Source organism: uncultured Hymenobacter sp., assembly GCF_964243305.1.
GTDB lineage: Bacteria > Bacteroidota > Bacteroidia > Cytophagales > Hymenobacteraceae > Hymenobacter.
On the sequence record NZ_CAXTEF010000009.1, the window covers coordinates 57,497 to 79,942 of the forward strand.

Sequence of the window (22,446 nt, forward strand, 5' to 3'; positions counted from 1 at the left end):
GCCAGCGCTCCTTCTTCCGCAGCCTTCAGCGCAACGTCCTGCCAGGCGGGGTCGAGCGCGCCAGGCCTTGAGCGCCTCCCCGGTCACGAAATGTTCTTCTAAGCCGATGATTCTCATGGGTGAACTTGTTGGGGGTGGAAAGCTGCCGGTTGTTTTGCGCTGGTCAGCGGCTGCTGGAGTTGCGCAGCAGCAGGCCGGCCCAACTGCGGTAGGGCCGCCACTGGTCGGCTGCTCGTTCGAGCGCGTCGAGGGCCGGCTCTTCACCGAGGTGGTAGGCGGCGGCCATCGCGTGGTGCAGGCGTTTTTCCGTGCGCGGGAAAGCGTCCGGGTCCCCTACCCCCCGAATGAGAATCAGCTCGGCCGAAAACGGCCCGATGCCGGCCAGCTGCTGGAGGTGCGCCAGCGCCGCGGTGTGGTCCAGCGCGCGCAGCCGGGCCGTGTTGAGCCAGTCGGGCGCGGCTTGGCCGAGGGCGCGCAGCTGCTCGACCTTGCGGGCGGCCAGCCCCGGCACCAGGGGTAGTTCCGCGAGCCGGTCGGGAGCTGGAAACCCGGGCAGCACCCGGTCCCCGACTTCCACCCGGACGCCGTGCGCCGCGGCGATGCGGCCGGTGATGGCGGCGGCCTGCCGCAGGGGCAGCTGGTGGCCGATAATGGCCCGCGCCGCCGCCTCGTAGGGACTCGGGAATAGGACGGGCCGCAGCCCCGGGTGCTGCTGCCGCAGCGCATCAACAACCTTGTCGCGGGCGGCCACGGCGGCAAAGCCGGCCCCGTCCACATCAAGGCAAAGCATCCGTTCCAGCTGGGCGCGGATGTCGTCGGCCGGGGCTCCGCCGGGGTTGGCCAGCACCTGCACGCGCACTTGCTTAGCGGCCTGGTATAGGCGCACGCCCACGGTGCGCCAGGAGCCTTCCAGCAGCAGGGCCAGGTCGAGCCCGTCGCCGTCCGGCCCGCCATAAAGCTTATCCACGAACGAGGCGCTGGCAGCCAGCGTTACGCTGGCCGCCAGGGAGTAGTCGCCGGTAAACCGTAAAATCAGGTTGGTATTGGACATCCTCAATCGGGTCTAAAGCTGCGCATCTCTATGGGGCCGGAACGTCCAGTTGATGCGTTCGCCCACCGGGCGGGCCGTTTTCAGCACCGCGTGTTCCCAGTCCTCCTGGCAGCCGGGAAGCATAATCAGCAGGGCGCCGCTTTCCAGGTCGTAATCAATCACTTCCCCGCTGGCTTTGTGGCGCAGCTTGAAGCGGCGGGTGCTCCCCAGGCTCAGGGAGGCAACGGCCGGCCGCTGCCCGATTTGCGAAAAACTATCCGAGTGCCAGCCGATGGAGTCCTTCCCGGTTACGTAGCGGTTGCCGACCGCGAAATTGAACGTCAGGCCGCACACGGCCTGAATCCGGTCGCGGACTTCGCGCAGGAAATCGGGCCAGGGCTCCGCCTTGATGAGGGCCCCCCGGTACTCGTAGCGTAAGTCGTCGCCGAACAGGGCTTCTTCCCGCGGGACGGGGATTTTCTTGCCGTACATCGTCAGCTCTCCCCGCTTCCATTCGAGCGCCTTGGACTGGTCGAACCAAGCCAGGTTATCGGCCGGGGTTAAAAAGTTAGGGTAAAACTGCACGGGCGGCGCTACTGCGCTTTTCATTAGAGAAGGGTTCATGGGGGTCTTAGTTAGGATTGACTGCTCATTTTTGCGAAGGGTTGCGGGGCGGGCGCTCCCGCCTGACCGGCATCTCATTCCAGGTCCGGCCGTCGAGCAGTCGGCCGCCGCCCTTGGGCGTGGTGCCGCCCCATTGCAGGAAGAAAAAAGGAATCCGGTTTGCCACCGCCTGGTCGCGCAGGTCGCGGACCCAGTCGGCGGCCATCGGCCGGGCAGTGCGCCCGGATTCGCCGGCAAGGCTTATCCAGTCGATACCGGCGAGATTCAGGTCCGGCAGCGGGCCCAGCAGCGGCTCCAGCGACAGAAAGCGCACGGCGGCATCGACTTTCCGCAGGTCGTCGGCGCGGTGCAGCACACTCTCGTCCTCAATCGAAGTGCCCACCCACACGTTAGCCGGCCAGTCAATGTACTCCGACAAATTGGCGAGCCGGCGGGCCCGCTTGGTCAGCACCTGGTAGGTGTGCTGCGGCGTCGCCCGCATGGTTTCCACCACTTGCTGGATGTAATCCAGCGGCACCCGGGGGTGGAAAAGGTCGCTCATGCTGCCGACGAAGATGTGCCGGGGCTTGCGCCAGGACTTAGGCACGTCGAGCGCGTCGGGGTGCAGCGTGAGGTCGAAGCCGGGGCCGCTGGTGCGCGGGTCGCCGTCGTGCTGGTAGCGCGGCTGGCCCAACTCCTGGAGCCGCCGGGCGAACATGAGGGCGTAGCAATTGTCGCAGCCCGCCGAGATACGGTCGCAGCCGGTCATGGGGTTCCACGAGGTCGTCTTCCACTCAACTACCTCACTGCCATTGGTCTCTAATTGGATAGTCGGCATCTTTCTTGGCTGATTTAGGTGGTTGAAACGTACTCGGTGGTGACTGCTTAACCAGTGATTAATATTATGTTCATAAACTGACCATCAGTCCAAACAATTTCCATTGCGGCAACTATCTGCTTGAAAATTCTGCTTGACCAGCACTAGCGAGCTTTGCGCTTGGGAGAGGGGGTAGGGAAATTTTGGGAACGTCCTACTCAGTTGGCGTTTACGCAGTGAAGCATCTTCACTGCTTCATTTGGGCCGTTCAATGAAGCGAGCGAGATGCTTCGACAAGCTCAGCATGATGTTCTCTCTACTTTTCTAGACTTTCCCTACCCCCCTCTAAAAAGCAGAAGCTGCTCATCGGGGCAGCTTCTGCTTGCGAATTAGCTACGCTCTCTGGTAGGCCGCGGCAAATTCCCTGGCGAAGTCTTCCAGCTTTATTTTACCCAGGGCATGAGGGTGGTGCTGGTCGTAGTCCTGCCGTAACGCACCGCTTCGGATGCTGCTGCCCAGCGCTATCATGCTGGCCACGGCCGGGGCGGGCATTCCCCGCTGTTCGAGGGCGGCCTGCATTTGCGCGTCGCCGAAGGCCACCCACTTCAGGTCCGGCTTGCCGATGGCGGCGCCCAGGACGCGGGCGATTTCGTTCGGAGTGCGCTCGTCACTGGCCACGTAGCGCACGCGGGGGCCGGGGGCGGCGGGAGTGGTCAGTTCCTCGGCGGCGGCGGCGGCAATATCGGCGGGGGCCACCATCACGATGCCCGCCTCGCCGCCGTAGTTGGAGCCGACAATGCCCTGGCCTTTTATCATCCCGATGTAGTTATTCAGGTTGTAGTAGAGGTAGCCCGCCCGCAAGTGTGTCAGGGCCACGTCGGGCAGCTGATTCAGCATATTCTCCACGTCGTGCGAGCCGAGAATAAAGCCGGTGCCCTTATCCAAATCAGCTCCCCAGCTGCTCAGGTGCACCACGCGCTGCACGCCCGACCGCTCGATGGCCTGCACGTAGCTGCTGCCAATGGCCCGGTAATAGGCGCGAGAATCGGGGGTGGCAAAGTTGGGCGGTATCATGCAATAGACCGCCTCGGCCCCGCCGAAGGTATCGGTCAGGAATTTAGAGTCTTCCAGCGCGCCGATGGCCGCTGTGGCGCCTAGGGCTTCAATAGCGGCTTGCTTGTCGGTCTTGCTGCTGACGACCGTGACGGCATGGCCTGCGGCGACCAGTTCCTGGGTTAGCGGCTGGCTAATGTTTCCCAGCGAGCCGGTTACTACGATTTTCATGAGTGGTGGAATGTGGTGAAATAACTTGATTTTTTGCTTAATGCATTGTTAGCCAAGAGGTAGGCTGGCAGGTCAATAAGCTGGCAGGCTTGCCTGTTTTCACAAGGTTGAATGTGAGAGCTTAGATAGTTAACGAGAAATTGTGTATTATGTTCATAAAATGACTAGCAGTCCAATTATAAATAAAAGTTAGTCAGCTGAAAATAAGCTCATTGTATTGTGGAATCTAAAAAGTTTTCCTTCTCAATGTAATAAAAGAACCCATATAGAGTCAGCGCCGAGGGCTCCGTGGTTTTCTCCAAGGCTCCGGCGACCTCCTGGGCGCGCCGGGCGGCAAGCCCTGCCACGACGTGCACGCGGTGAAGGTGACGCTGCGCGACGGGCACATCGGGGAGCCGGTCGAATACGCCAGTCCGGTGACGTTCGCTATGCTCAGCGGCCGGGGCCATCCGGCTTGGGTTAGCCGGTTTGCACTGGCCACGGGAACGGCGCAAAACGGCCGTGGCTGCCAGACTGGTTCCCAAATAGTATCTTTAGAAGCACTGGCAAATCAGCACTTCTTAACCGCCGCTAGTATGCTGGAAAAGGTTTAAGGTATCGTGAACGCCCGCGATGTCATCGGCTCGCTGCGGTATGCGCAAACCCGACCCGCACTGAGCGGGCCGACGGTGGGCCTGTTCGGTCACTGCCTGAGCTACAACGCTACGATGTTCGCCAGGCAGCAGCACCCCGAGGATTACTCTGCCCCTACCCGCTGGACGTGCCGGGATTGTTGGCGCCGGCAGCGTAGCGCCTACTTGGGGGTTAGTAAGAAAACCAGTTTCTAGCCGAAGCCTCGCTACGGAGTGCGCCGCAACCCGCAAGAGGTGCTAAGCGAAAACTGTTTTACGGCCCTCGAAGCAGTATTTCCTACCCCTCAGCCTCCGCAGGGACGCTCACTCTTTTCTTACCGACCACCGTTTCGTGGTGCAGCAAGCCCCATTCCACCATCGCATCTACTACGTTCGTCAGCGTCTGGCTATGCGGCGTAATTTCGTACTCGACCGTGATGGGGCGCGTGTCGCAGACGGTCCGTTTAACCAAGCGGTTCATCTCCAGCTCCTGCAATTCCTTCGCCAGCACGCGCGGCGTAATGCCGATTTCGCGGCTCAGCTCCCGGAAACGAAACTTGCGCCCCAGCAGCGTGGCCAGGATGACGAGTTTCCACTTGCCGTTGACCACGTCCATCGTATCGCGCAGGGCTTGGATGTGCTGTTTTTTAACGGGATGGATGCACGTGGTGGACATAGTGGTAGGGAAGGGGTAGACCGGTATACTTTCGGTAATTAGATACTAAAGTTACTAAAGCGAGCCGGTAGTTGTGCTTTCGCTTCCCTGCTCGCAGGCGGTCGTACACCCAGTTACAGTTTCCCAATTTATTCTATAACGCAGGCGGGGCGATGCCCATTACGGTCATAGTCCACGTCTTGGAGTTGCAACGTGACCAGAGCCCAGAGCCGTGAGAAAGCCGTGGGGGAGGCGACCAAGCAGTTTGGCGAGCACAAAAGCGCCTTGGGCCAGGCGTTACGCGGGCAGCAGCAAGCGCTGGCGCTGCGGGAAAGGGTGTGCTAAGCCAGCGCCTTCGTATTTCTTCTCAGTTCAAAAAAGCTCTTGTACGCCAAGTAAAGGACTTTTTTTTTGAGCTAATGCAACGGTTTCGTGGGTACCGCAAGGGTAAGCAGGGCGACCAGACGGAGCGACAGCAAGCAGCAGGATGATATGGCCAATGATACTGGTATCCTTTCGGTAACTGATACCATTTCAGGCTAGGGCGGACAGTAATTTTGCTTTCGCATTCTCAATTACGAATCGCTTACTGGCCTTTTATCGCCTTTGCTCATTTTTCCATGCAGATTCTAGAAATTATTTCCAGCCCCCGAGGGGCGGCCTCTTACAGCACCTAACTCGCCAATAGCTTGGTCGAAATGCTTACGGCGCCTACCCCCAGCAGCTCCGTCAAGGTCCATGACTTGGCCAACAAGCCCTTCCCCCACCTGGAAGAAGTTCACTTGCAATCTTTCTTCACGCCCGCCGACAACCGCACCCCGGCCCAGCAACAAGCCGTGCGCCACTCCGACGAGGCCATCCGGGAAGTGATGGAGGCCGACATCCTGGTCATCGGGGCACCGCTCTACAATTTTGGGATTCCCTCCACGCTCAAGGCCTGGATTGACCACATAGCCCGCGCCGGCATCACCTTTCGCTACACCGAGGCCGGGCCCGAAGGCTTGGTAAAGGGTAAAAAGGTGTACGTCGCCCTCTCGTCCGGCGGTGTTTACTCCGAAGGCCCGCTGACGGGCTACGATTTCGTGGCGCCCTACCTGCAAACCGTGCTCGGCTTTCTCGGCATGACGGACGTGACCATCGTGCGGGTGGAAGGCACCAGCCTGCCGGGCGGGCAGGATACGGCCCTCGACAAGGCGCTGGCCAGCGCCGGCTCTTTGTTAGCCGCCGCGCCCGTTCTCACCAGTTAACATTCCCCATTTATCCCTTCGTACTCATGACTTCCTCCGCTCGTAACATCGCCGCCTGGGTTTTACAGGGGCTGCTTGGCTTGGCCTTCATTGCCTCCGGCGCGAAGAAATTCACTGATTTGTCCGGTACCCTTACCATGTTCAGCAGCCTGGGGCTGCCCGCTATCCTGGCCTACCTCATCGCCGGGGGCGAAGTGCTGGGCGGCATCGGCCTGCTGGTGCCGCGCTTCACGCGCCCCGCCGCGCTGGGCTTAGCGGTTATTATGATTGGCGCGCTGGTGATGCACGCCACCAAAATTCCGGGCGGGCTGGCCAACGGCGTGCCGGCCCTAGTGCTGCTGGTGCTGCTAGGCATCGTGCTGTGGCTGCGCCGCCCCGCGCCCGCCTCGGCGTAGCGCCCGGTACCGCACCCACACCCGCGAGTTTCCAGGTGCCGTCTGGCCCGGCAACGCGGGGTAGGCGCCACAAGCCCGCCAGTTTCTGCCCGGCGGCAACCGCCGCTTTTGGTAAAAACAAGCCCCCACTCCCTACCTAAAACTAACCTCCTCTATGAAAAAGACTATTGGTATTATTGGTGCCGGCGCCATCGGAAAAACCCTAGCCAGACACTTTGCGCAGGCTGGCCACCAGGTATGGCTCAGCAACAGCCGGACCCCGGAATCACTCGCCGACGCCGTGCAGGAGCTGGGCGAAAACGTCAAAGCCACCACGCCGCTGGAAGCCGCCAACGCCGACCTCGTGGTGTTGTCCGTGCCGTGGCAAAACCTGGAAGCCGCAGTACAGGCAGTTCCAAACTGGCAGGGCAAAATTGTCATTGATGCCAACAACCACCTGCTGGCGGCCACGCGGCAACTGGTTGACCTGGGGGGCAAAACGTCCAGTGAAGTAGTCGCCGCGCTCCTGCCCGGCGCCCGCGTGGTGAAGGCGTTCAATACGCTGTACTACAAGGTGCTCGAACAAGCGCCCCGGGAGCCGGGCGGCAGCCGCGTCCTCTTCCTAAGTGGCGACGATGTCGCCGCCAAACAAGCGGTGAGCGACCTCATGGCGGAGGTAGGGTTTGCCCCGGTAGACCTGGGCTCCTTGGTCGACGGGGGCAAGTTGCAGCAAATCGGCGCTTCCCTCGCGACGCTTAACCTGCTGAAGAAAGCCTAGCCGGCGCACCGCCAGCACGGCTTGGCAGTTTTGCAATACTTGTTTTTGCCCGACCAGGTAGCTCAGACCGAAGCTGCATCAGGCAATATCCGTTGTATCCGAATGCTTTCGATTCTCACCGAAAGTTTACTCACCACCAGCTATGAACCCTACCCCCCAGCGCGCCATCAAAAAGACCTGGCAGGTCCAATTGCAGCGGCACAGTTCCTCTCATACCTCCGGGCTGGTGCTGCCGGCGGGGGAGTATGCCGCCTTCGACCCCTTTCTGATAATGGCCGAAGACAAATTTCAAGCGGCTGTCTTCGGGCACCACCCGCACCGGGGCATGGAAACGGTGACTTTCGTCATCGAAGGAAAGTTAATCCACGACGACAACAAGGGGGGACACGGGCTGCTGCACCCGGGTGAGGCGCAGTGGATGACGGCGGGCAGTGGCCTTATCCATTTAGAAGCCCCCCGGAAGACAGCACCGTGCACACCCTGCAGCTCTGGGTGAATCTGCCCCGGGCCAACAAAATGGCCCCGCCCCGCTACCAGGACATTACGAGCGAGCACGTCGTGGTGCGCCGCGAAGCCGGCGTCACCTACCGGGTCTACTCGGGCAATTCGGGCAGTGCGGTATCCTCCACCAAGAACTACGCGCCGGTGACGATGGTCGAAATACAAGTGGAGGCCGGGCATTCGGCCAGCCAGGATTTACCGGCCGACTACACCGGCTTTCTGTACGTGCTGGAAGGGGCCGGTGTGTTTGGTAGCAACCAGGTAGCGGCGGGGAAGGGGAAAGTGGTGTTGCTGGCTGCGCTGCCGGACAAGGCCGGGGCCAGCGAACTGACTTTTACCGCGACCGAGCGCCTGCGGGTCGTGTTTTATGCGGGCCGGCCCCTGCAGGAGCCAGTGGTGGCGCGCGGACCTTTCGTGATGAACACGGAAGATGAAATCAAGCAAGCCTACGCCGACTACCGGGCAGGGAAATTCTAAGCCGTCGCCTGTGGCACTTGACGAAACTTGCTCGCTACTTTAAATATAGCATGAACGTATTGGAGATGAGCAATAAACTTGAGCTGACCGGAGCTTCGACAAAAAAATTTGTCTTTTTCTTAGTTCAGCCTAGTACCGCCCCCATAAAGCGGTCGGAAGATTAAGGTATAGCCTTCGGATAGACGTCTGCCCATTACCGGCATCTGACGACACCGACGGGGAGTACGTGCGCTTTTCTCTGCGCCTAGGCTCCTACTCATTTAACTCACTCACCAAATGAAGCTTGCGATAAGTACCCTCGCATTTGTCATGCTTGGGATAATCCTGTTGCTGCGAGCGGCACCAACGTCAAAGCCTGAAATCATTTCAGTGGCTGCGGCATCGGAACGGGCGCTATCCGGTGGATTGAAAATGGCCGGCACAGTGCTGGCCTCGCCCTACCAGGTGGTTCGCACGCTCGCGGGTGGCCGGGTGGTGCGCGTGTACTTCACCGCGGGGCAAGCCGTGCCGGCCGGCGCGCCACTGCTGAAGCTGACCGTGGGCGGGGGGCAAGCAACCCGGACGGTCTTTGCCTCGGCCCCGGTGGCCGGGGACATGAGCAACGTGACGGTGAGCCTGGGCCACTACCTGGCGGCCGGCACGGCGTATGCCCGGCTCACGCCGCGCGGCCCAGTACGGGTCTTGGTGGCGAGTGCTGACGCCGCCCGGCTGCAACCAGGCGACTCTCTAGAGGTGCTGGTGGGCCCGCTTGGCTTGGTCGGGGCAATTACGCCGCTGACTGCCTTGTTGCCGGGCTCGGCCGGGGAACCCGTGGTGCTGGTCCTGGGCCGCCTGGGTTGGCCCCCCGGCACGACGGTCCAGGTTGTGCTTGCTCCCACTAAGGTTGGCGGTTGACTAGCCATTTGCCGTATCCAATTACTCGGTCAGATTAAGCAGGCTAGGGGCGGAGTTATTTCCCCGCTACTCGCCGGCCTCTCTAGAATCACTTCTTTCAACCAACCACTGCCATGCCCGAACACTCTGACTCCATCATCCCCGCCGAAGGCAAGCTCGGCATCCTGATTCCCGGCCTGGGGGCCGTGGCCACGACTTTCATCGCGGGCGTGCTGGCCGTGCGCAAAGGCGGGGCGCAGCCCATCGGCTCGCTCACCCAGATGAGCAACATCCGCCTGGGCAAGCGCACCGATAACCGCTACCCCAAAATCAAGGATTTCGTGCCGCTGGCCGCCCTCGACGACCTAGAATTCGGCGGCTGGGACGTGTACGAGGACACCGTGTACCAGGCCGCCGTGAAGGCCAAGGTGCTGGACCAGGCCCTGTTGGAAACCGTCCGGCCCGAGCTGGAAGCCCTGGTGCCGATGAAGGCGGCCTTCGACCGGCGCTACGTGAAAAACCTGGATGGCACCCACGTCAAGACCTATGCGACCCTGCACGACCTGGCCGGGCAGGTCATCGACGACATCCGCACCTTCAAGGCCGCGCGCAACTGCGCCCGGCTGGTGATGGTGTGGTGCGGCTCGACGGAAATCTACCACGAGCTGGCCCCGGTGCACGACACGCTGCTGGCCTTCGAGGCCGGCCTGCGCGCCAACGACCCCAGCATCTCGCCGAGCATGATTTACGCCTACGCTGCTTTGAAAGAGGGCGTGCCGTTCGTGAATGGGGCGCCCAACCTGACCGTGGACGTGCCGGCCCTGCTGGAGCTGGCTCAGGAAACCCGCACCCCCATTGCCGGCAAGGACTTTAAAACGGGCCAGACCCTGATGAAAACCATCCTGGCCCCCGGTCTGCTGGCCCGCGCCCTGGGTGTGCGGGGCTGGTTTTCAACCAACATCCTCGGCAACCGCGACGGGCTGGTGCTCGACGACCCCGACAATTTCAAGACCAAGGAAGTGTCGAAGCTGAGCGTGCTGGAGGACATTTTCCGGCCCGAGGACAACCCCGACCTGTACGGCGAAATCTACCACAAGGTGCGCATCAACTACTACCCCCCGGCCGGCGACAACAAGGAGAGCTGGGACAACATCGACATCTTCGGCTGGCTGGGCTACCCCATGCAAATCAAAATCGACTTCCTCTGCCGCGACTCCATCCTGGCCGCGCCGCTGGTGCTGGATTTGGCCTTGTTCATGGACTTGGCCCAGCGGGCGGGCCTGGCGGGCATTCAAGAGTGGCTCTCGTTCTACCTCAAGTCGCCGCAAACCGCGCCCGGCCTGCGGCCCGAGCACGACATTTTTCAGCAGCTGATGAAGCTGCAAAACACGCTGCGCTACCTCATGGGCGAAGACCTGATTACGCACCTGGGCCTGGACTATTACCAGGACCTGATGGAGGCTCGCTAATCTTGCTGGGCGTGGATAAGCTCATCGCCAGCGGGTTGGGCATCGGGTACGTGGGGCGCGGCGGCGGCACGCTGGCCGCCGGGGCCTGCGGCCTGGCCCTGTACCTGGCCCGCGCCGCCGAGCCGACCCGGCAGCTGCTGCCGGCGCTGCTGCTCACTGCCGGCCTGCTCGTGGCCGGCACCGTGGCGGCCCAACTCGTGGAGTCGGCTTGGGGCAAGGACCATCAGCGGGTGGTGATTGACGAGGTGGCCGGCATGTGGCTGACCATGCTGGGCGTGCCCCTCACCGGGGCGAGCCTGCTGGCGGGGCTGGTGCTGTTCCGGTTTTTCGACATCCGCAAGCCGCTGGGCATCCGGGCCCTGGAGCGGCTGCCGGGGGGGGTAGGGGTGATGCTGGACGACGTGCTGGCCGGCCTCTATGCCAATGTTCTACTTCAGGCCGGCGTTAAATTTCATTTGTTTTAGCAAAGTGCTACCCACCCGATTTCTGGCCGCGCAGGCGGCGTCCTTCGCCGGCACGGCGGCTGATTTTTTCGTCACCATCGTCGCGGTCGAAGTCCTTCACCTTCATTACCTGCCGGCCGTGGTGGCGGGCAACGTGGCCGGGGGCGGCCTAAACTTCTACCTCGGCCGGCACTACGTGTTCGGAGCGGGTCGGCAGGGGCTGCCGGGGCAGGCCACCCGCTACCTGCTGGTCTGGCTGGGCAGCCTGCTGCTCAACACCGGGGGCGTCTACCTGCTGGTGCAGGGCCTGCGCCTACCCTATCTGCTCAGCAAAATCGGGGTGAGTCTGCTCGTGGGCTTCGGCTTCAACTACGTCCTGCAACAAAAATTTGTGTTTCGTAAGCCATGAAAATTGCGCGGGCCCGGCCGGGCCGTTTTGCCAGGGTGTGCGGGTTGTGGGTGGGGCTGCTGGCCTGCGCGCTGGCCACGGCTGCCCAAACCACGACCCCCACTACCACGGTGACGGGCGTAGTGCGCGACGCGAAAACCCAGCAGCCGCTGCCCTACGTGAGCGTGGCAGTGCCGCAAGCCGCGGTGGGCACCACCACCGACGAAAACGGCCGCTTCGCGCTCGCCATTCCGGCCCCCTACACCACGCTCGTCTTCTCTTACCTGGGCTACCAGTCGGCGACGCGAACCGTGCCGGCCGGGCCGGCGCAGGAGTTGAGCGTGCGGCTGGCCGTCAGCGCAACTTCGCTCGGCGAGGTGGTAGTGAAGGCCCCGAAAGCGCCGCGCTATCAGAACAAAGACAACCCCGCCGTCGCACTCATTCGCCAGGTTATTGCCCATAAGGAGCAGAACCGCCCGGAAAGCTACCAGTATGTCGAGTACGAGCAGTACGAGAAGATGGCCTTCTCGCTCAGTAACTTATCCGACAAGTTCAAGCGCCGCAAGGCTTTCGCCAGCTACCAGTTCCTGTTCAAGGAGCAGGACTCGGCGGCCATCGGCGGCAAGAACCTGCTGCCCATTTATTTAGAGGAAAAGCTCTCGCGGCAGTATTACCGGCAGAGCCCGGCGCAGCGCAAGGCGGTCGTTTTGGGCACCAAGCAGGTGCAGTTCGATAAGAACTTCATCGACAACGACGGCCTGCAAAGCTATTTCACCCGCATGTACCAGGACGTGGACGTGTACGCCAACAACGTCACCATCATCGGCAACCAGTTTCTGAGCCCGATTGCCAGTAGCGCGCCCACGTTCTACCAGTACTTTATCACTGATACGCTGCGCGGGGCGGGGCCGGCGCTGGTCGAGCTGAGCTTCACACCCCGCAACAAGGGCGACCTGCTCTTCGAGGGCAAGCTCTACGTGACGCTGGATGGCCACTACGCCGTGCAGCAGGCCGAGCTGGGCGTCAACCGGCGCATCAACCTCAACTTCGTGCGCAGCCTGGCGGCGCGGGTCGAATTCGCGCCCAACCCCGACGGCCGCTACCATCAGCGCAAAAGCGTGCTGCAAGTCGAGTTTGGGGTGCTGAAAAATAAAGGCTCCGGCTTCTACGGGCAGCGCACGGTGTCGGTGCGGGACTACCGCCTGAATCAGCCGCCGCCCGCCGCCGTCTTCGACGACGACGCGGCGCTGGCCGCGGCCGGCGGCGCCGCTGACAGCACGGCCCGCCTCAGCGCCGCCTTCTGGCAGGCCAGCCGCCACGACAGCCTCAGCGCCACCGAGCGGGCCGTGTACCACGACATCGACACGCTGCAAACCATCCCCTCGTTTCGGCGCACGCTGGAGCTGTTCACGTTTCTGTTTTCGGGCTACAAGTCGTTCGGGGCCTTCGAGGTCGGGCCGGCCAACACGTTCTACAGCTTTAATCCCGTGGAGGGCTTCCGGGTGCGGGTGGGGGGTAGGACCACGCCGGAGCTGAGCAAGCGAATTTTCTTTGAAACCTACGCCGCCTACGGCTTTAAGGATGAGAAATGGAAGTACTTCCTCAGCTCCACGTATTCGCTGAATAACAAGTCGATTTACACCTTTCCCCAGAACTTTCTGCGCGCCAGCTTTCAGCGCGACACCCGGATTCCGGGGCAGGAGCTGGAGTTCGTGCAGGAGGACAACTTTCTGCTCTCCTTCAAGCGCGGCGTCAACGACAGGTGGCTGTATAACGACATTTTTCGCCTCGACTACCTGCACGAGTTCAGCAGCCATTTTTCCTACGCCCTGGGGGTGAAGCGCTGGAGGCAGGCCCCCGCCGGCGGGCTGTATTTCCGCACCGGCCAAGCCGGCGAGCCCAACGGCGAGCCGAACACCATCGCGGCCCTGCGCACCACGGAGGTGGGGCTGACGCTGCGCTGGGCGCCCAAGGAAAGCTTCTACCAGGGCAAGCTCTACCGCGTGCCGATTATCGGGCCCTACCCCGTGTTCACGGCCCGGTTCACGGCCGGCCTGAAGGGGCCGCTGGCGGGCGAGTACAACTACCAGAACCTGGGCCTGAGCGTCGTCAAGCGGGTGTACCTCTCCCAGCTGGGCTTTGCCGACGTGAACCTGGAAGGCGGCTACGTGCTGGGCCGGGTGCCGTTTCCACTGCTCACCATTCACCGCGCCAACCAGACGTACTCCTACCAGCTCAACTCCTACAACCTGATGAATTTTCTGGAGTTTTCCAGCGACCACTACGCCAGCGTGTTCATCGACCAGAATTTCAACGGCTTCTTTTTTAATAAATTACCGCTGGTAAGGCGGCTCAAGCTGCGGGAAGTGGCCTCGCTCAAGGTCTTGTACGGCGGCATCCGGGCCGAAAACGACCCGGCCCGCCACCCGGACCTCTACCAGTTCGTCGAAAACGGGGCCGGGCAGCCCACGTCGTTCGCGCTGGGCCGCGCGCCTTACGTAGAAGCCAGCCTGGGCGTGGCCAACATCTTCAAAATCTTTCGCCTCGACGTGGTGAAGCGCCTCAACTGCCTCGACCAGCCCAACGTGGCCGAGTGGGGTCTGCGGGGCCGCTTCAAAGTCACTTTCTAATCCTCAATCTATTGCTCAACCAGCCCACCCTCATGAAAACCGCCGCCATTCGCAACGCCCTGCAACAAAGCATCTACCGCGTCATCAACCCCGTGGTCCGGCTCCTGATTCGGCTGGGGCTGACGCCCAACGCCGTGACCCTGATTGGGTTGGGGCTGAATGTGGGCGTGGCCGTGATTTTTATCCTCGGCGCTGAGGAGGGCAACCGCGGCGATTTGCGCTACGTGGGCTGGGGCGGGGCGCTCATCCTTTTTGCCGGCCTCTTCGATATGCTCGACGGGCAGGTGGCCCGGCTGGGCAAGATGCAGAGCGACTACGGCGCCCTCTTCGACTCGGTGCTGGACCGCTACAGCGAGCTATTCACCTTCCTGGGCATATGCTACTATTTGGTAGCGCACCACTATTTTCTCAGCTCGCTGCTGGCCTTCGTGGGCCTGATTGGCTCCATGATGGTGAGCTACACCCGGGCCCGTGCCGAGGGGCTGGGCATCGAGTGCAAGGGCGGGCTGATGCAGCGCCCGGAGCGGGTGGTGCTGCTGGGCATGACGGCGCTGGCCTGCGGGATCAGCTCGGCCTACCTGGGCGGCGACTACCAGCTATTCGTGCCGGGCGTGCCGTTTCACGTGTTTGAAACCATGTCTATTTTCACCTTCCCCATCGCCGTGCTGGCCGTGCTGACCAACCTCACGGCCATCTCGCGGCTGCAACAGGCCAAACGGGCGCTGCAAAACCGGGCTGCTCTGGCCGCCGCGGCTTTTGCCCGCAACGCCTCGCCAGTAGTCGAGCGGGCCGAGGTATAGCCTATTGTGGGGTCCGTTCTGGTTTAGCCCCCGGTGAGGGGGTAGGAAAAATCAAGTGCCCTTCTAAAGAATCCGGCAGCCTTTTTCAAGCCAGGTTCAGCGGGTCTGCCGCCCCGCCGCAGGCGCCTTACGTACCCCTTATCCCATGCCGCTCTTCCTGGAAACCAACGTCCGTAAGTTCCCGCCCACTGGGGCTTTGCTGGTGCCCGGCATTTCGCTGGCCTACCTGCTGGTTTCCTACTGGCTGATTGGTTTCCGGCCCGAGCAGCTCGTGCTGGTGGGCCTGTTCGCCGGGGGCTACTACGCCTCGGCTCTCACGCGGCGCTTTATGCTGGGCTTTTCCATCTTCATCGTCTTCTGGATTATCTACGATTACATGAAGGCCTTTCCCAACTACGCCTACCGGCCGGTTGACATCGGCCACTTGTATAACCTGGAAAAAAGCCTGTTTGGTATTTCGGCCGGGGGCCGAATGCTGACGCCCAACGAGTTCTGGCTCACGCATCACACTGCTTTGCTCGATGTGCTGTGCGGCCTGTTCTACCTGTGCTGGATACCGGTCCCGCTAGCTTTTGCCGGCTACCTGTTCTTTCAGGACCGCCGCCTGTTCTTCGAGTTTTCGCTGACCTTTTTGCTCGTCAACCTGCTCGGCTTCACGATTTACTACCTGCACCCCGCCGCGCCGCCCTGGTACGTGCAGCGCTACGGCTTGGGCTTTCAGCCGCTCACGCTAGGCAGCACGGCGGGCCTGGCGCGCTTCGACCAGCTGCTGGGGGTGCCGGTGTTTGCGGGCATCTACGCCAAAAATTCCAACATCTTCGCGGCCTTGCCTTCGCTGCATTCGGCCTACCCGGTCATCGTGCTCTTCTATGCCGTGCGTCACCGGGCCGGATTGCTCTCGGTCGCGTTTGCCGGCGTGATGCTGGGCATCTGGTTCGCCGCTGTCTACACCAGCCACCACTACGTGCTGGACGTGCTGGCCGGCATTGCCGTGGCTTTGCTCGGCATAGGCACGTTTCGGCGGCTGCTCCGCCAGCGTCCGCTGCGCCGCTTGCTGGCGTTTTTGCTGGCGGCAACGGCGCCAAAACCGCCGCCAGACCCGTCGCACCGCGTTTTTTCACCACCCGCTCACCGCCAGTCCGGGTAGCGCTGCAAAGCTTGCTCCGCCCTGCCGACGGGACCACCGGCGGGCCGTCAACCCTTCGTCATGAATACGCTAGCTAATTACTCGCGCTTCAAATTGGGACCCGTCCTCATGGCCGGGCAGCGGGCTTTCTTTTCCACGCACGGCTTCCTGCATTTTCGTCCATTTGCGTCGCCGGAACACGTGCAGCAGCTGCTCCGCGCGACCGAGGAGGTCCAAGCTTACTGGCTGGCCGCGAAGGTGAAAAAAGTCAACGGCGTGCCCATCAAGTATGGACGGGACGCGCATTGTGCAGCGCTTTGCCTTTGCTTCCCAGCACCACCCCGTGCTGCATGAGCTGCTACAGGACGCCCGTTTTCAAGCCTTGGTACCCCTGCTCGAAGCCGAGGGAGGACGGGTAGGGGAGAACGAGAAAGACGGCCTTGTGGTGAACCACTACGTGAACGTGGCGGGCTCCGAGTTCAGCCAGATGGGCTGGCACACCGATTCGTTGCGCGACATCTTCTACGGCAAGCGCATCGGGCCCATGCTCAACGTGGGCCTGCACCTGGATGGCACCAAGGCCAGCAACGGCGGCCTGCGCGTGCTGCCCGGCACCCATCAGTAGGGCCTTTACCACATGCTCTTTCGCAAGCACTACTACAAGGACGTGTTCGACGACCCCGATGAAGTGGCCATCGAAACCGAGCCCGGCGACCTGACCGTGCACGACGGCCGCATGTGGCACCGCGTGGCGCAGTCGCCGCTGGTGGGCCCGGCCTCGCGCCGCCGCGTCATGTACGTGCCCATCATCGCCGGCAGATACGAGCCCAAAACCGCGGCCAGCTCCACCCCATTCTACCTGCGCTTCCTGCATTTGGTCAAGTAATTACGCCTGCCTTGCTGCCGGCGCGGCACGAACAGCAGCGTGGACGCGCGGGTCATGCTCCCGGCCGCGCTGGGTATATAGTGCAGCAGCAACCAGGGCTCGGCCCTGGACCACCTCAGCCCGCGCTCAAGGTCTTGCGCCCGCTTTACTCGGCCGCTGGCAGCACCAGGCTTTAGAACAAGCCGTGCCCGGTAGTGCCGAACGCGACGAGATTAAGCGCCTGCGCGCCGAGTTGCGGCGCGTGGAGCAGGAGCGCGATAGTTTAAAAAAAGTCGTGACTGTCTTTTCCCTCCGCCTCAGTTAGGAGCTGCTACCACCTCAGTGAAGAGCTGGCTGTTACCGAGCCCGTGCAGGTGCTCTGCCGCGTGCTGCACAGGAGGCCGGCTGGCTATTATCACTGGGGGCGTCGGCCCGCGAAGCCGGCCCCCGTTTGGCAGTCAGCGGCTACTGCCGCCTTCGAGCGGCACGCGCACCGCTATGGTACGCGGCACTTACGAGCCGAAGGCTACCCCACCCGGTATCCGACAATATTGCCGCTTAACCCAACCAATGCTTTCGCTGTTAATCCGCATTGGCTGACTAGTGAGGGACTTTTCAGGCGTACTTCGGCAAGGTCCGGCAGCCGGACGAGCCTGGTCTGCCTCGCGCTCAAAAAAGTCCTTGGCTCGTGCCGGGGAGTTTTGTTGTTTTTGGTGGCCACGGCGCCATTCTGTTGGTTCCCTACCCCCCTCATGCCGGTCATTGCCTTCGCCCCGCTCTACGCCCACCCGCTGCCGGCCGGTCACCGCTTCCCGATGCTCAAGTACGAGCTGCTGCCCGAGCAGCTTCTGCGCGAAGGCACGGCCGCCGCCGCCGACTTTTTCATCCCTACCCCCCCGCCCGACGCTGATGTCCTGCGTACCCACGACGCGGGCTACTACGAGCGCCTGCGCCACGGCCAGCTCTCGCGGCACGAGGAGCGGGCCACCGGCTTTCCGTGGTCGGCCCAGCTTTTTGAGCGCGAAGTCACCATCCTGGGCGGCACCATCGAGGGCGCGCGGCGGGCGCTGGCCGCCCCCGGTGGCGCGGGCTGCGCCCTCAACATTGCCGGCGGCACCCACCACGCCTTCCGCGACCGGGGCGAGGGGTTTTGCCTGCTCAATGACCAGGCCGCGGCGGCCGATTATCTGCTGGCGCACGGCCTGGCGCGGCAGGTTTTGATTATTGATTTGGACGTGCACCAGGGCAACGGCACGGCCGCCATCTTCCAGCACGAGCCGCGCGTGTTCACCTTCTCCATGCACGGCGCTAGGAATTATCCCACCCGCAAAGAGCACTCCGACCAGGATATTGCCCTGCCTGACGGCACCACCGACGCCGAGTACCTGGCGCTACTCGCCGATTCCCTACCCCCCCTGCTGGCCCAAACCCGGCCCGACTTCATCTTCTACCTGGCCGGCGTCGACGTGCTGGCCACCGACAAGCTCGGCCACCTCGCCCTCACCCGCGAGGGCTGCCGCCGCCGCGACGAGCTGGTGCTCGGCCTCTGCCACCAGCACCAGCTGCCCGTGGTCGTGTGCATGGGCGGCGGCTACTCCGAGCGCATCAGTGACATCGTGGAGGCCCACGCCAACACGTTTCGGGTCGCGGCGGATTTGTGGGGGTAGGGTGAGCAGATGGCGCTGCCTTATATTTAGGTATGAATCCTCTAACTTCTTGGTGCGCAGTGTGCTTGACTGCCAGCCTGTTCGGTGCCTCACTGGGTAATGCTGCGGGGTAGGCGCAGTCCGCAGCAACTGGCACAGCGCATTATTACGGGCCTAAACCCGAGACCCTGTCTGCCGCGCTTTCAGCCGGGCCGGCAGAATGGCCGCCGTGTCGCTGTGTCATACACCGTGCTGATTCCACGCGGGCGCCCGGTAAAAAACCGTAGGAAACGCCGTTAGCCGGCCCCAGGCATAAGGCCGCCGCGTGAGAACGGGAACGAACAGGACGAACAAAATCGGCCTAACACCAGCCCAATGGGCGCTAAGGCCCGATAATTATCACCTGCCAGCGAAACGCCCAGCGCCAGCGCAGCGCATACTTCGTAACGCCGGCCGCCGCTAGCAGGCGTCCCCAGTCTTCGCGGCGAAAGGCGCGGGCCACCGAGAGCGGTGCGTCGTGCCGCACCAGGTAAGAGCCCCGGAAAAGCCAGGTCAGCCCCTTGATGCTGTAGTAAGCCAGCCAGTGCCGGTGCAAGTCGTTGATGATAATCCCTACCCCCCCCTGCCGGGCCCAACCCCGAAAAAAGCCGCTTAAATCGGCATCCGAAAAGTGGTGGCAGAACAGGCTGCACGTGATAATATCAAACCGCTCGGCTTGAAAATCAGCCGAGAAAATATCGAGCTGCCGGTAGCTGATTTCGGGAAAATCCTGGCTCTTCGCCGCCGCGTAGCGCAGCATGAAGTCGTTGGCATCGATACCAATCAGCTCCACAGCCACGCCGTTGCGGCGGGCCCAGCGGGCGATGTGGCGCAAGGTGTCGCCGCCGCCGCTGCCCAAATCGGCGATGCGCAGCGGCCGGCCCACCGGGAAGCGCGGGCGCAGCCGGCCCAGGGCATCGAGCACCACGCGGTAGCCGCCGAGCCAGCGGTTGATGGTTTCCAGCTCGTCCAGGTTGCGGCGCAGGTCCTCGGAGGCCAGCGTGAGGTCGTCCATCAGCTCCGGGCCGGGGTGGCGGTGGGCGAGGTCAGGCGATAGCAAAGGATTGGAAAAGAGCGTCATGCAAAGCGCAGCGAAGCATCTCGTTCGGGGAAATAATCAAGCTAAAAAACGTCATGCTGAGCGCAGCGAAGCATCTTGCTTGCAGCAGTAATCTAATCGTTGCGGAAGCTGATTACCTCTCCGAGCAAGATGCTTCGCTGCGCTCAGCATGACCGCCTTTTCCTATACTACCCAACGCATTTACGCAAAGCACACTTCCAGCAGCATGGCTTCCAGGGTCAGGCCGGGGCCGAAGGCGAAGCTGAGCACCGGCGCGTCGGCATCGGCCGGCGTGAGGCTGGCCAGCAAGTCGCGCAGCACAAACAAGACCGTGGCCGACGACATATTGCCGTAGTCGCGCAAGACCTGGTAGGCAAAGCGGTTGTCGTCTTTGCGCATTCCCAGGGCCTGCTCGATGGTTTCCAGAATCTTGCGCCCACCGGGATGGATGGCAAAGGCGTGGATGTCTTCCAGCCGCACCGGCAGGCGGGCCAGCAGCTCATCGGTGAGGTTCCGAATGCCGCGTTGGATGAGCCGGGGCACGTAGCTGCTCAGGGTCATCTCAAACCCGAAGTCGTTGATGTGCCAGGCCATGTCGTCGTGGCCGTCGGGCTCCAGGCCGCAGTGAAAGGCGCGCAAGGCCAGGCTCGGGGCCGGGCCGGGCAGCGGCCGGCCCAGCACCAGGCAGGCCGCCGAGCCGTCGCCAAACAAGGCATTCGAGACCAGATGGTCGTCCTCGGCACTCTTCTGAAAGTGCAGCGTGCACAGCTCGGTGCACACAATCAGCACCCGCGCCCGCGCATCGGCCCGGCAAAAGGCGTCGGCCAGCTTCAGGGCGTTCACAGCCGCGTAGCAGCCCATAAAATTGACGCAGGTGCGGCGGATGCTGGCCGGCAGCCCCAGCGCCTGCACCAGCTCAATATCCAGGCCCGGCGCGTACATACCGGTGCAGCTCACCGTGATGAGGTGCGTCAGGCTGGCCGGCGCGATGCCGGGCGCCTGGCGCAGGCAGTCGTGCACGGCGGCCACGCTCAGGGGCAGCGCGTGCTGGCGGTAGGCGCCCATGCGCTGCCCGATGCCCGGAAAAGGCTCCAGGCCGGGCGTGTTCGGGAAAAAAGTATAGTCGCCGTTGGCTTGCCCGTAGTCGGGCAGCACCGAGTAGCGGTGCGCGATGCCCGACACCCGGTAGAGCGCCCGCAGGCGGCGCGAATCGTCGGCCCCAAACGCCAGCGCGCCGGCCATGAAGTCGGCAATCTGCGGCTGTGCCAGACGATGGGCGGGGTTGGCGGTGCCGATGGCACCCAAATAACTGCTAGGCACTTAGAAAGTCGCTAATTAAATTAAATCGCAGATGCTGCTGATTAACCAAGACGTCGCTGATTCTTCTATGATTGAGAAACGGGACGAGGGCGGCTACTATCTACGGCGAAACCTGCGGCGAAACTGCCCGCCTGACCTGACCCCGCCGGGCAGGGCTGATTCTGAGGCAGCTAAGACCCTGCCACACCCCTAAAAACCAATAAAATCCTGGTTAATCAACTTATAATCAGGCGTAAAAATCAGCGACATCCCAATCAATCTGCCCCAGCTGCGATTCAGAAGGGCTGGCCGTGGGTTTGCCGCATCAGGGCCCGCACTCCGCCGGGCCAGTGGCGCAGGCTGCCCACCACGGCCTCGCTTAGCACGGGCCGCCCAAACAGGCCCTGCACGGCCCGCCCTACCCCCAGCCGCCGGCCGAAGTGCCGCCGCCAGGTGCGGGCATAGCCGGCTTCGAGCTGCGCGCGGCTGATTTGTCCGCTCAAAAACCCTACCCCCGCCGCGCTGGCCAAAGCCGCGCCGTGCAGCGCCATCGCCATGCCGTTGCCGCAGAGCGGCGTGATGAGGCCGGCCGCGTCGCCGCACATGAGCACGTGCTGCTCGACGGGCTGCTTCGGAGCGAAGGAAATCTCGTTGATGACTTCGGGCTGCGGATACAAAAACTCGGCCTCGGCCAGAATCTGGCGCAGGTGCGGGTTTTGGGCCAGCACCCGCTGCTCCAGGGCCGGGATGCTGCCGTGGGCGCGCAGGTTGGCGCGGGTGGTGAGGTAGCAGAAGCAGAGCTTGTCGTCCTCAATGGCCGAGATGCCGGCGTAGCCGTCGGCGAAGTTGTGCAGGGCAATTAAATCTCGGGGAAAGCCGGGCAGGCGCAGGTGGTATTTCACGCCCAGATAGGGCGAGCGCTGCTGAAAAAACGGGCGTTGCAGCTGCCGGTCGAGGTTGGCGCGCTTGCCGTAGGCGCCCAGCACAAGGCGCGCCGTCAGCTGCCGGCCATCGGCCAGCGTCACCAGGTGCCGGTCGGTGGCCGCCTCGAAGGCCACGTCCGCGACCGTGGCGGGCACGTACATCCCTACCCCCCTCTTCAGCGCCAAGCGGTAGAGAAAGTCGTCGAGCCGGTAGCGGCTCACCCCGAAGCCGCCCAAATCCAGGGCGCTGGTGAGCGTGCGCCCGCCGGGCGCCGAAAGTAGAAACTGCGAGATAGCGGCCGGCCCGAGCGGCGCCGGGTCGGCGCCGAGGCGGCGCAGGTAGGGCAGCACCTCATTGGACACGTACTCGCCGCAAACCCGGTGAAACGGGTACTGCTTGCGCTCAACGAGCCCGACCTGATAGCCGCGCTGCGTCAGGTCGAGGGCGGCGGCGAGCCCGGCCAGGCCGCCGCCGATAAGAAGAACATCCACCAGATTTGGGCGGGGT

The 22,446-nt window shown here is 62.8% G+C and carries 23 protein-coding genes; 15 read left to right on the forward strand and 8 right to left on the reverse strand.

The features are described from left to right. Positions 1-163 precede the first annotated feature (163 nt). From ACFE70_RS07795 to ACFE70_RS07815, 5 genes are all read right to left on the reverse strand, one after another. A complete protein-coding gene (locus ACFE70_RS07795) occupies positions 164-1,051 on the reverse strand; it encodes a DNA-3-methyladenine glycosylase family protein (RefSeq protein WP_375417167.1) in 888 nt (295 codons plus the stop codon). Between the two features lie 12 nt (positions 1,052-1,063). Next, on the reverse strand, positions 1,064-1,654 hold the full coding sequence (locus tag ACFE70_RS07800) for an alpha-ketoglutarate-dependent dioxygenase AlkB (protein WP_375417168.1): 591 nt from the start codon (positions 1,652-1,654) through the stop codon (positions 1,064-1,066). A gap of 25 nt (positions 1,655-1,679) precedes the next feature. Further along, a complete protein-coding gene (locus ACFE70_RS07805; RefSeq protein ID WP_375417169.1) occupies positions 1,680-2,471 on the reverse strand; it encodes a DUF5131 family protein in 792 nt (263 codons plus the stop codon). Positions 2,472-2,843: 372 nt separating this feature from the next. Next, positions 2,844-3,734, reverse strand: a complete 891-nt coding sequence (locus ACFE70_RS07810) for an NAD(P)H-binding protein (protein ID WP_375417170.1) — start codon at positions 3,732-3,734, stop codon at positions 2,844-2,846. A 909-nt stretch (positions 3,735-4,643) separates the two neighbouring features. Further along, a complete protein-coding gene (locus tag ACFE70_RS07815; RefSeq protein ID WP_375417171.1) occupies positions 4,644-5,021 on the reverse strand; it encodes a winged helix-turn-helix transcriptional regulator in 378 nt (125 codons plus the stop codon). 668 nt (positions 5,022-5,689) lie between these two features. Here ACFE70_RS07815 and ACFE70_RS07820 point away from each other — a divergent pair. The 15 genes from ACFE70_RS07820 (at position 5,690) to ACFE70_RS07890 (ending at position 18,638) form a co-directional block, all read left to right on the forward strand. Next, positions 5,690-6,247: an FMN-dependent NADH-azoreductase gene (locus tag ACFE70_RS07820; RefSeq protein ID WP_375417172.1), complete on the forward strand. Its 558-nt coding sequence runs from the start codon at positions 5,690-5,692 to the stop codon at positions 6,245-6,247. Positions 6,248-6,273: 26 nt separating this feature from the next. Continuing rightward, a complete protein-coding gene (locus ACFE70_RS07825) occupies positions 6,274-6,642 on the forward strand; it encodes a DoxX family protein (RefSeq protein WP_375417173.1) in 369 nt (122 codons plus the stop codon). 154 nt (positions 6,643-6,796) lie between these two features. Beyond that, entirely contained in the window at positions 6,797-7,399 is a 603-nt protein-coding gene (locus tag ACFE70_RS07830; protein ID WP_375417174.1) for an NADPH-dependent F420 reductase, read from the forward strand. Positions 7,400-7,541: 142 nt separating this feature from the next. Then, entirely contained in the window at positions 7,542-7,895 is a 354-nt protein-coding gene (locus ACFE70_RS07835; protein ID WP_375417175.1) for a pirin family protein, read from the forward strand. Positions 7,896-7,915: 20 nt separating this feature from the next. Beyond that, a complete protein-coding gene (locus ACFE70_RS07840) occupies positions 7,916-8,377 on the forward strand; it encodes a pirin family protein (protein ID WP_375417176.1) in 462 nt (153 codons plus the stop codon). Positions 8,378-8,788: 411 nt separating this feature from the next. Beyond that, positions 8,789-9,271, forward strand: a complete 483-nt coding sequence (locus ACFE70_RS07845; protein WP_375417177.1) for a hypothetical protein — start codon at positions 8,789-8,791, stop codon at positions 9,269-9,271. A gap of 113 nt (positions 9,272-9,384) precedes the next feature. After that, complete coding sequence (locus ACFE70_RS07850) at positions 9,385-10,719, forward strand: inositol-3-phosphate synthase (protein ID WP_375417178.1); 1,335 nt, start codon at positions 9,385-9,387, stop codon at positions 10,717-10,719. Positions 10,720-10,730: 11 nt separating this feature from the next. Beyond that, positions 10,731-11,183 carry a phosphatidylglycerophosphatase A gene (locus tag ACFE70_RS07855; RefSeq protein ID WP_375417179.1) on the forward strand — a complete coding sequence of 151 codons (453 nt, stop codon included), beginning with the start codon at positions 10,731-10,733 and terminating at the stop codon, positions 11,181-11,183. A 4-nt stretch (positions 11,184-11,187) separates the two neighbouring features. After that, the gene (locus tag ACFE70_RS07860; protein WP_375417180.1) at positions 11,188-11,571 is read left to right on the forward strand and encodes a GtrA family protein; all 384 of its coding nucleotides are present in this window, start codon (positions 11,188-11,190) and stop codon (positions 11,569-11,571) included. Further along, positions 11,568-14,180, forward strand: a complete 2,613-nt coding sequence (locus tag ACFE70_RS07865) for a DUF5686 family protein (RefSeq protein ID WP_375417181.1) — start codon at positions 11,568-11,570, stop codon at positions 14,178-14,180. The genes ACFE70_RS07860 and ACFE70_RS07865 overlap by 4 nt, the downstream gene beginning before the upstream one ends. 32 nt (positions 14,181-14,212) lie before the next feature. Further along, positions 14,213-14,980 carry a CDP-alcohol phosphatidyltransferase family protein gene (locus ACFE70_RS07870; RefSeq protein ID WP_375417182.1) on the forward strand — a complete coding sequence of 256 codons (768 nt, stop codon included), beginning with the start codon at positions 14,213-14,215 and terminating at the stop codon, positions 14,978-14,980. A 145-nt stretch (positions 14,981-15,125) separates the two neighbouring features. Next, entirely contained in the window at positions 15,126-16,127 is a 1,002-nt protein-coding gene (locus ACFE70_RS07875) for a phosphatase PAP2 family protein (protein WP_375417183.1), read from the forward strand. A gap of 268 nt (positions 16,128-16,395) precedes the next feature. Next, positions 16,396-16,731 carry a hypothetical protein gene (locus tag ACFE70_RS07880; protein WP_375417184.1) on the forward strand — a complete coding sequence of 112 codons (336 nt, stop codon included), beginning with the start codon at positions 16,396-16,398 and terminating at the stop codon, positions 16,729-16,731. A gap of 12 nt (positions 16,732-16,743) precedes the next feature. Continuing rightward, positions 16,744-16,992, forward strand: coding sequence for a hypothetical protein (locus tag ACFE70_RS07885; protein WP_375417185.1), 249 nt, complete (start codon positions 16,744-16,746; stop codon positions 16,990-16,992). 731 nt (positions 16,993-17,723) lie between these two features. Then, positions 17,724-18,638, forward strand: a complete 915-nt coding sequence (locus tag ACFE70_RS07890; protein ID WP_375417186.1) for a histone deacetylase — start codon at positions 17,724-17,726, stop codon at positions 18,636-18,638. A 361-nt stretch (positions 18,639-18,999) separates the two neighbouring features. On the opposite strand, the gene ACFE70_RS07895 is transcribed toward ACFE70_RS07890, so the two are convergent. The 3 genes from ACFE70_RS07895 to ACFE70_RS07905 all read right to left on the reverse strand — a co-directional run bounded on the left by ACFE70_RS07895 (position 19,000) and on the right by ACFE70_RS07905 (position 22,430). Continuing rightward, a complete protein-coding gene (locus ACFE70_RS07895) occupies positions 19,000-19,716 on the reverse strand; it encodes a methyltransferase domain-containing protein (protein ID WP_375417187.1) in 717 nt (238 codons plus the stop codon). A 201-nt stretch (positions 19,717-19,917) separates the two neighbouring features. Further along, complete coding sequence (locus tag ACFE70_RS07900; RefSeq protein WP_375417188.1) at positions 19,918-21,036, reverse strand: type III polyketide synthase; 1,119 nt, start codon at positions 21,034-21,036, stop codon at positions 19,918-19,920. A 275-nt stretch (positions 21,037-21,311) separates the two neighbouring features. After that, positions 21,312-22,430, reverse strand: coding sequence for an NAD(P)/FAD-dependent oxidoreductase (locus ACFE70_RS07905; protein ID WP_375417189.1), 1,119 nt, complete (start codon positions 22,428-22,430; stop codon positions 21,312-21,314). Positions 22,431-22,446 lie beyond the last annotated feature (16 nt).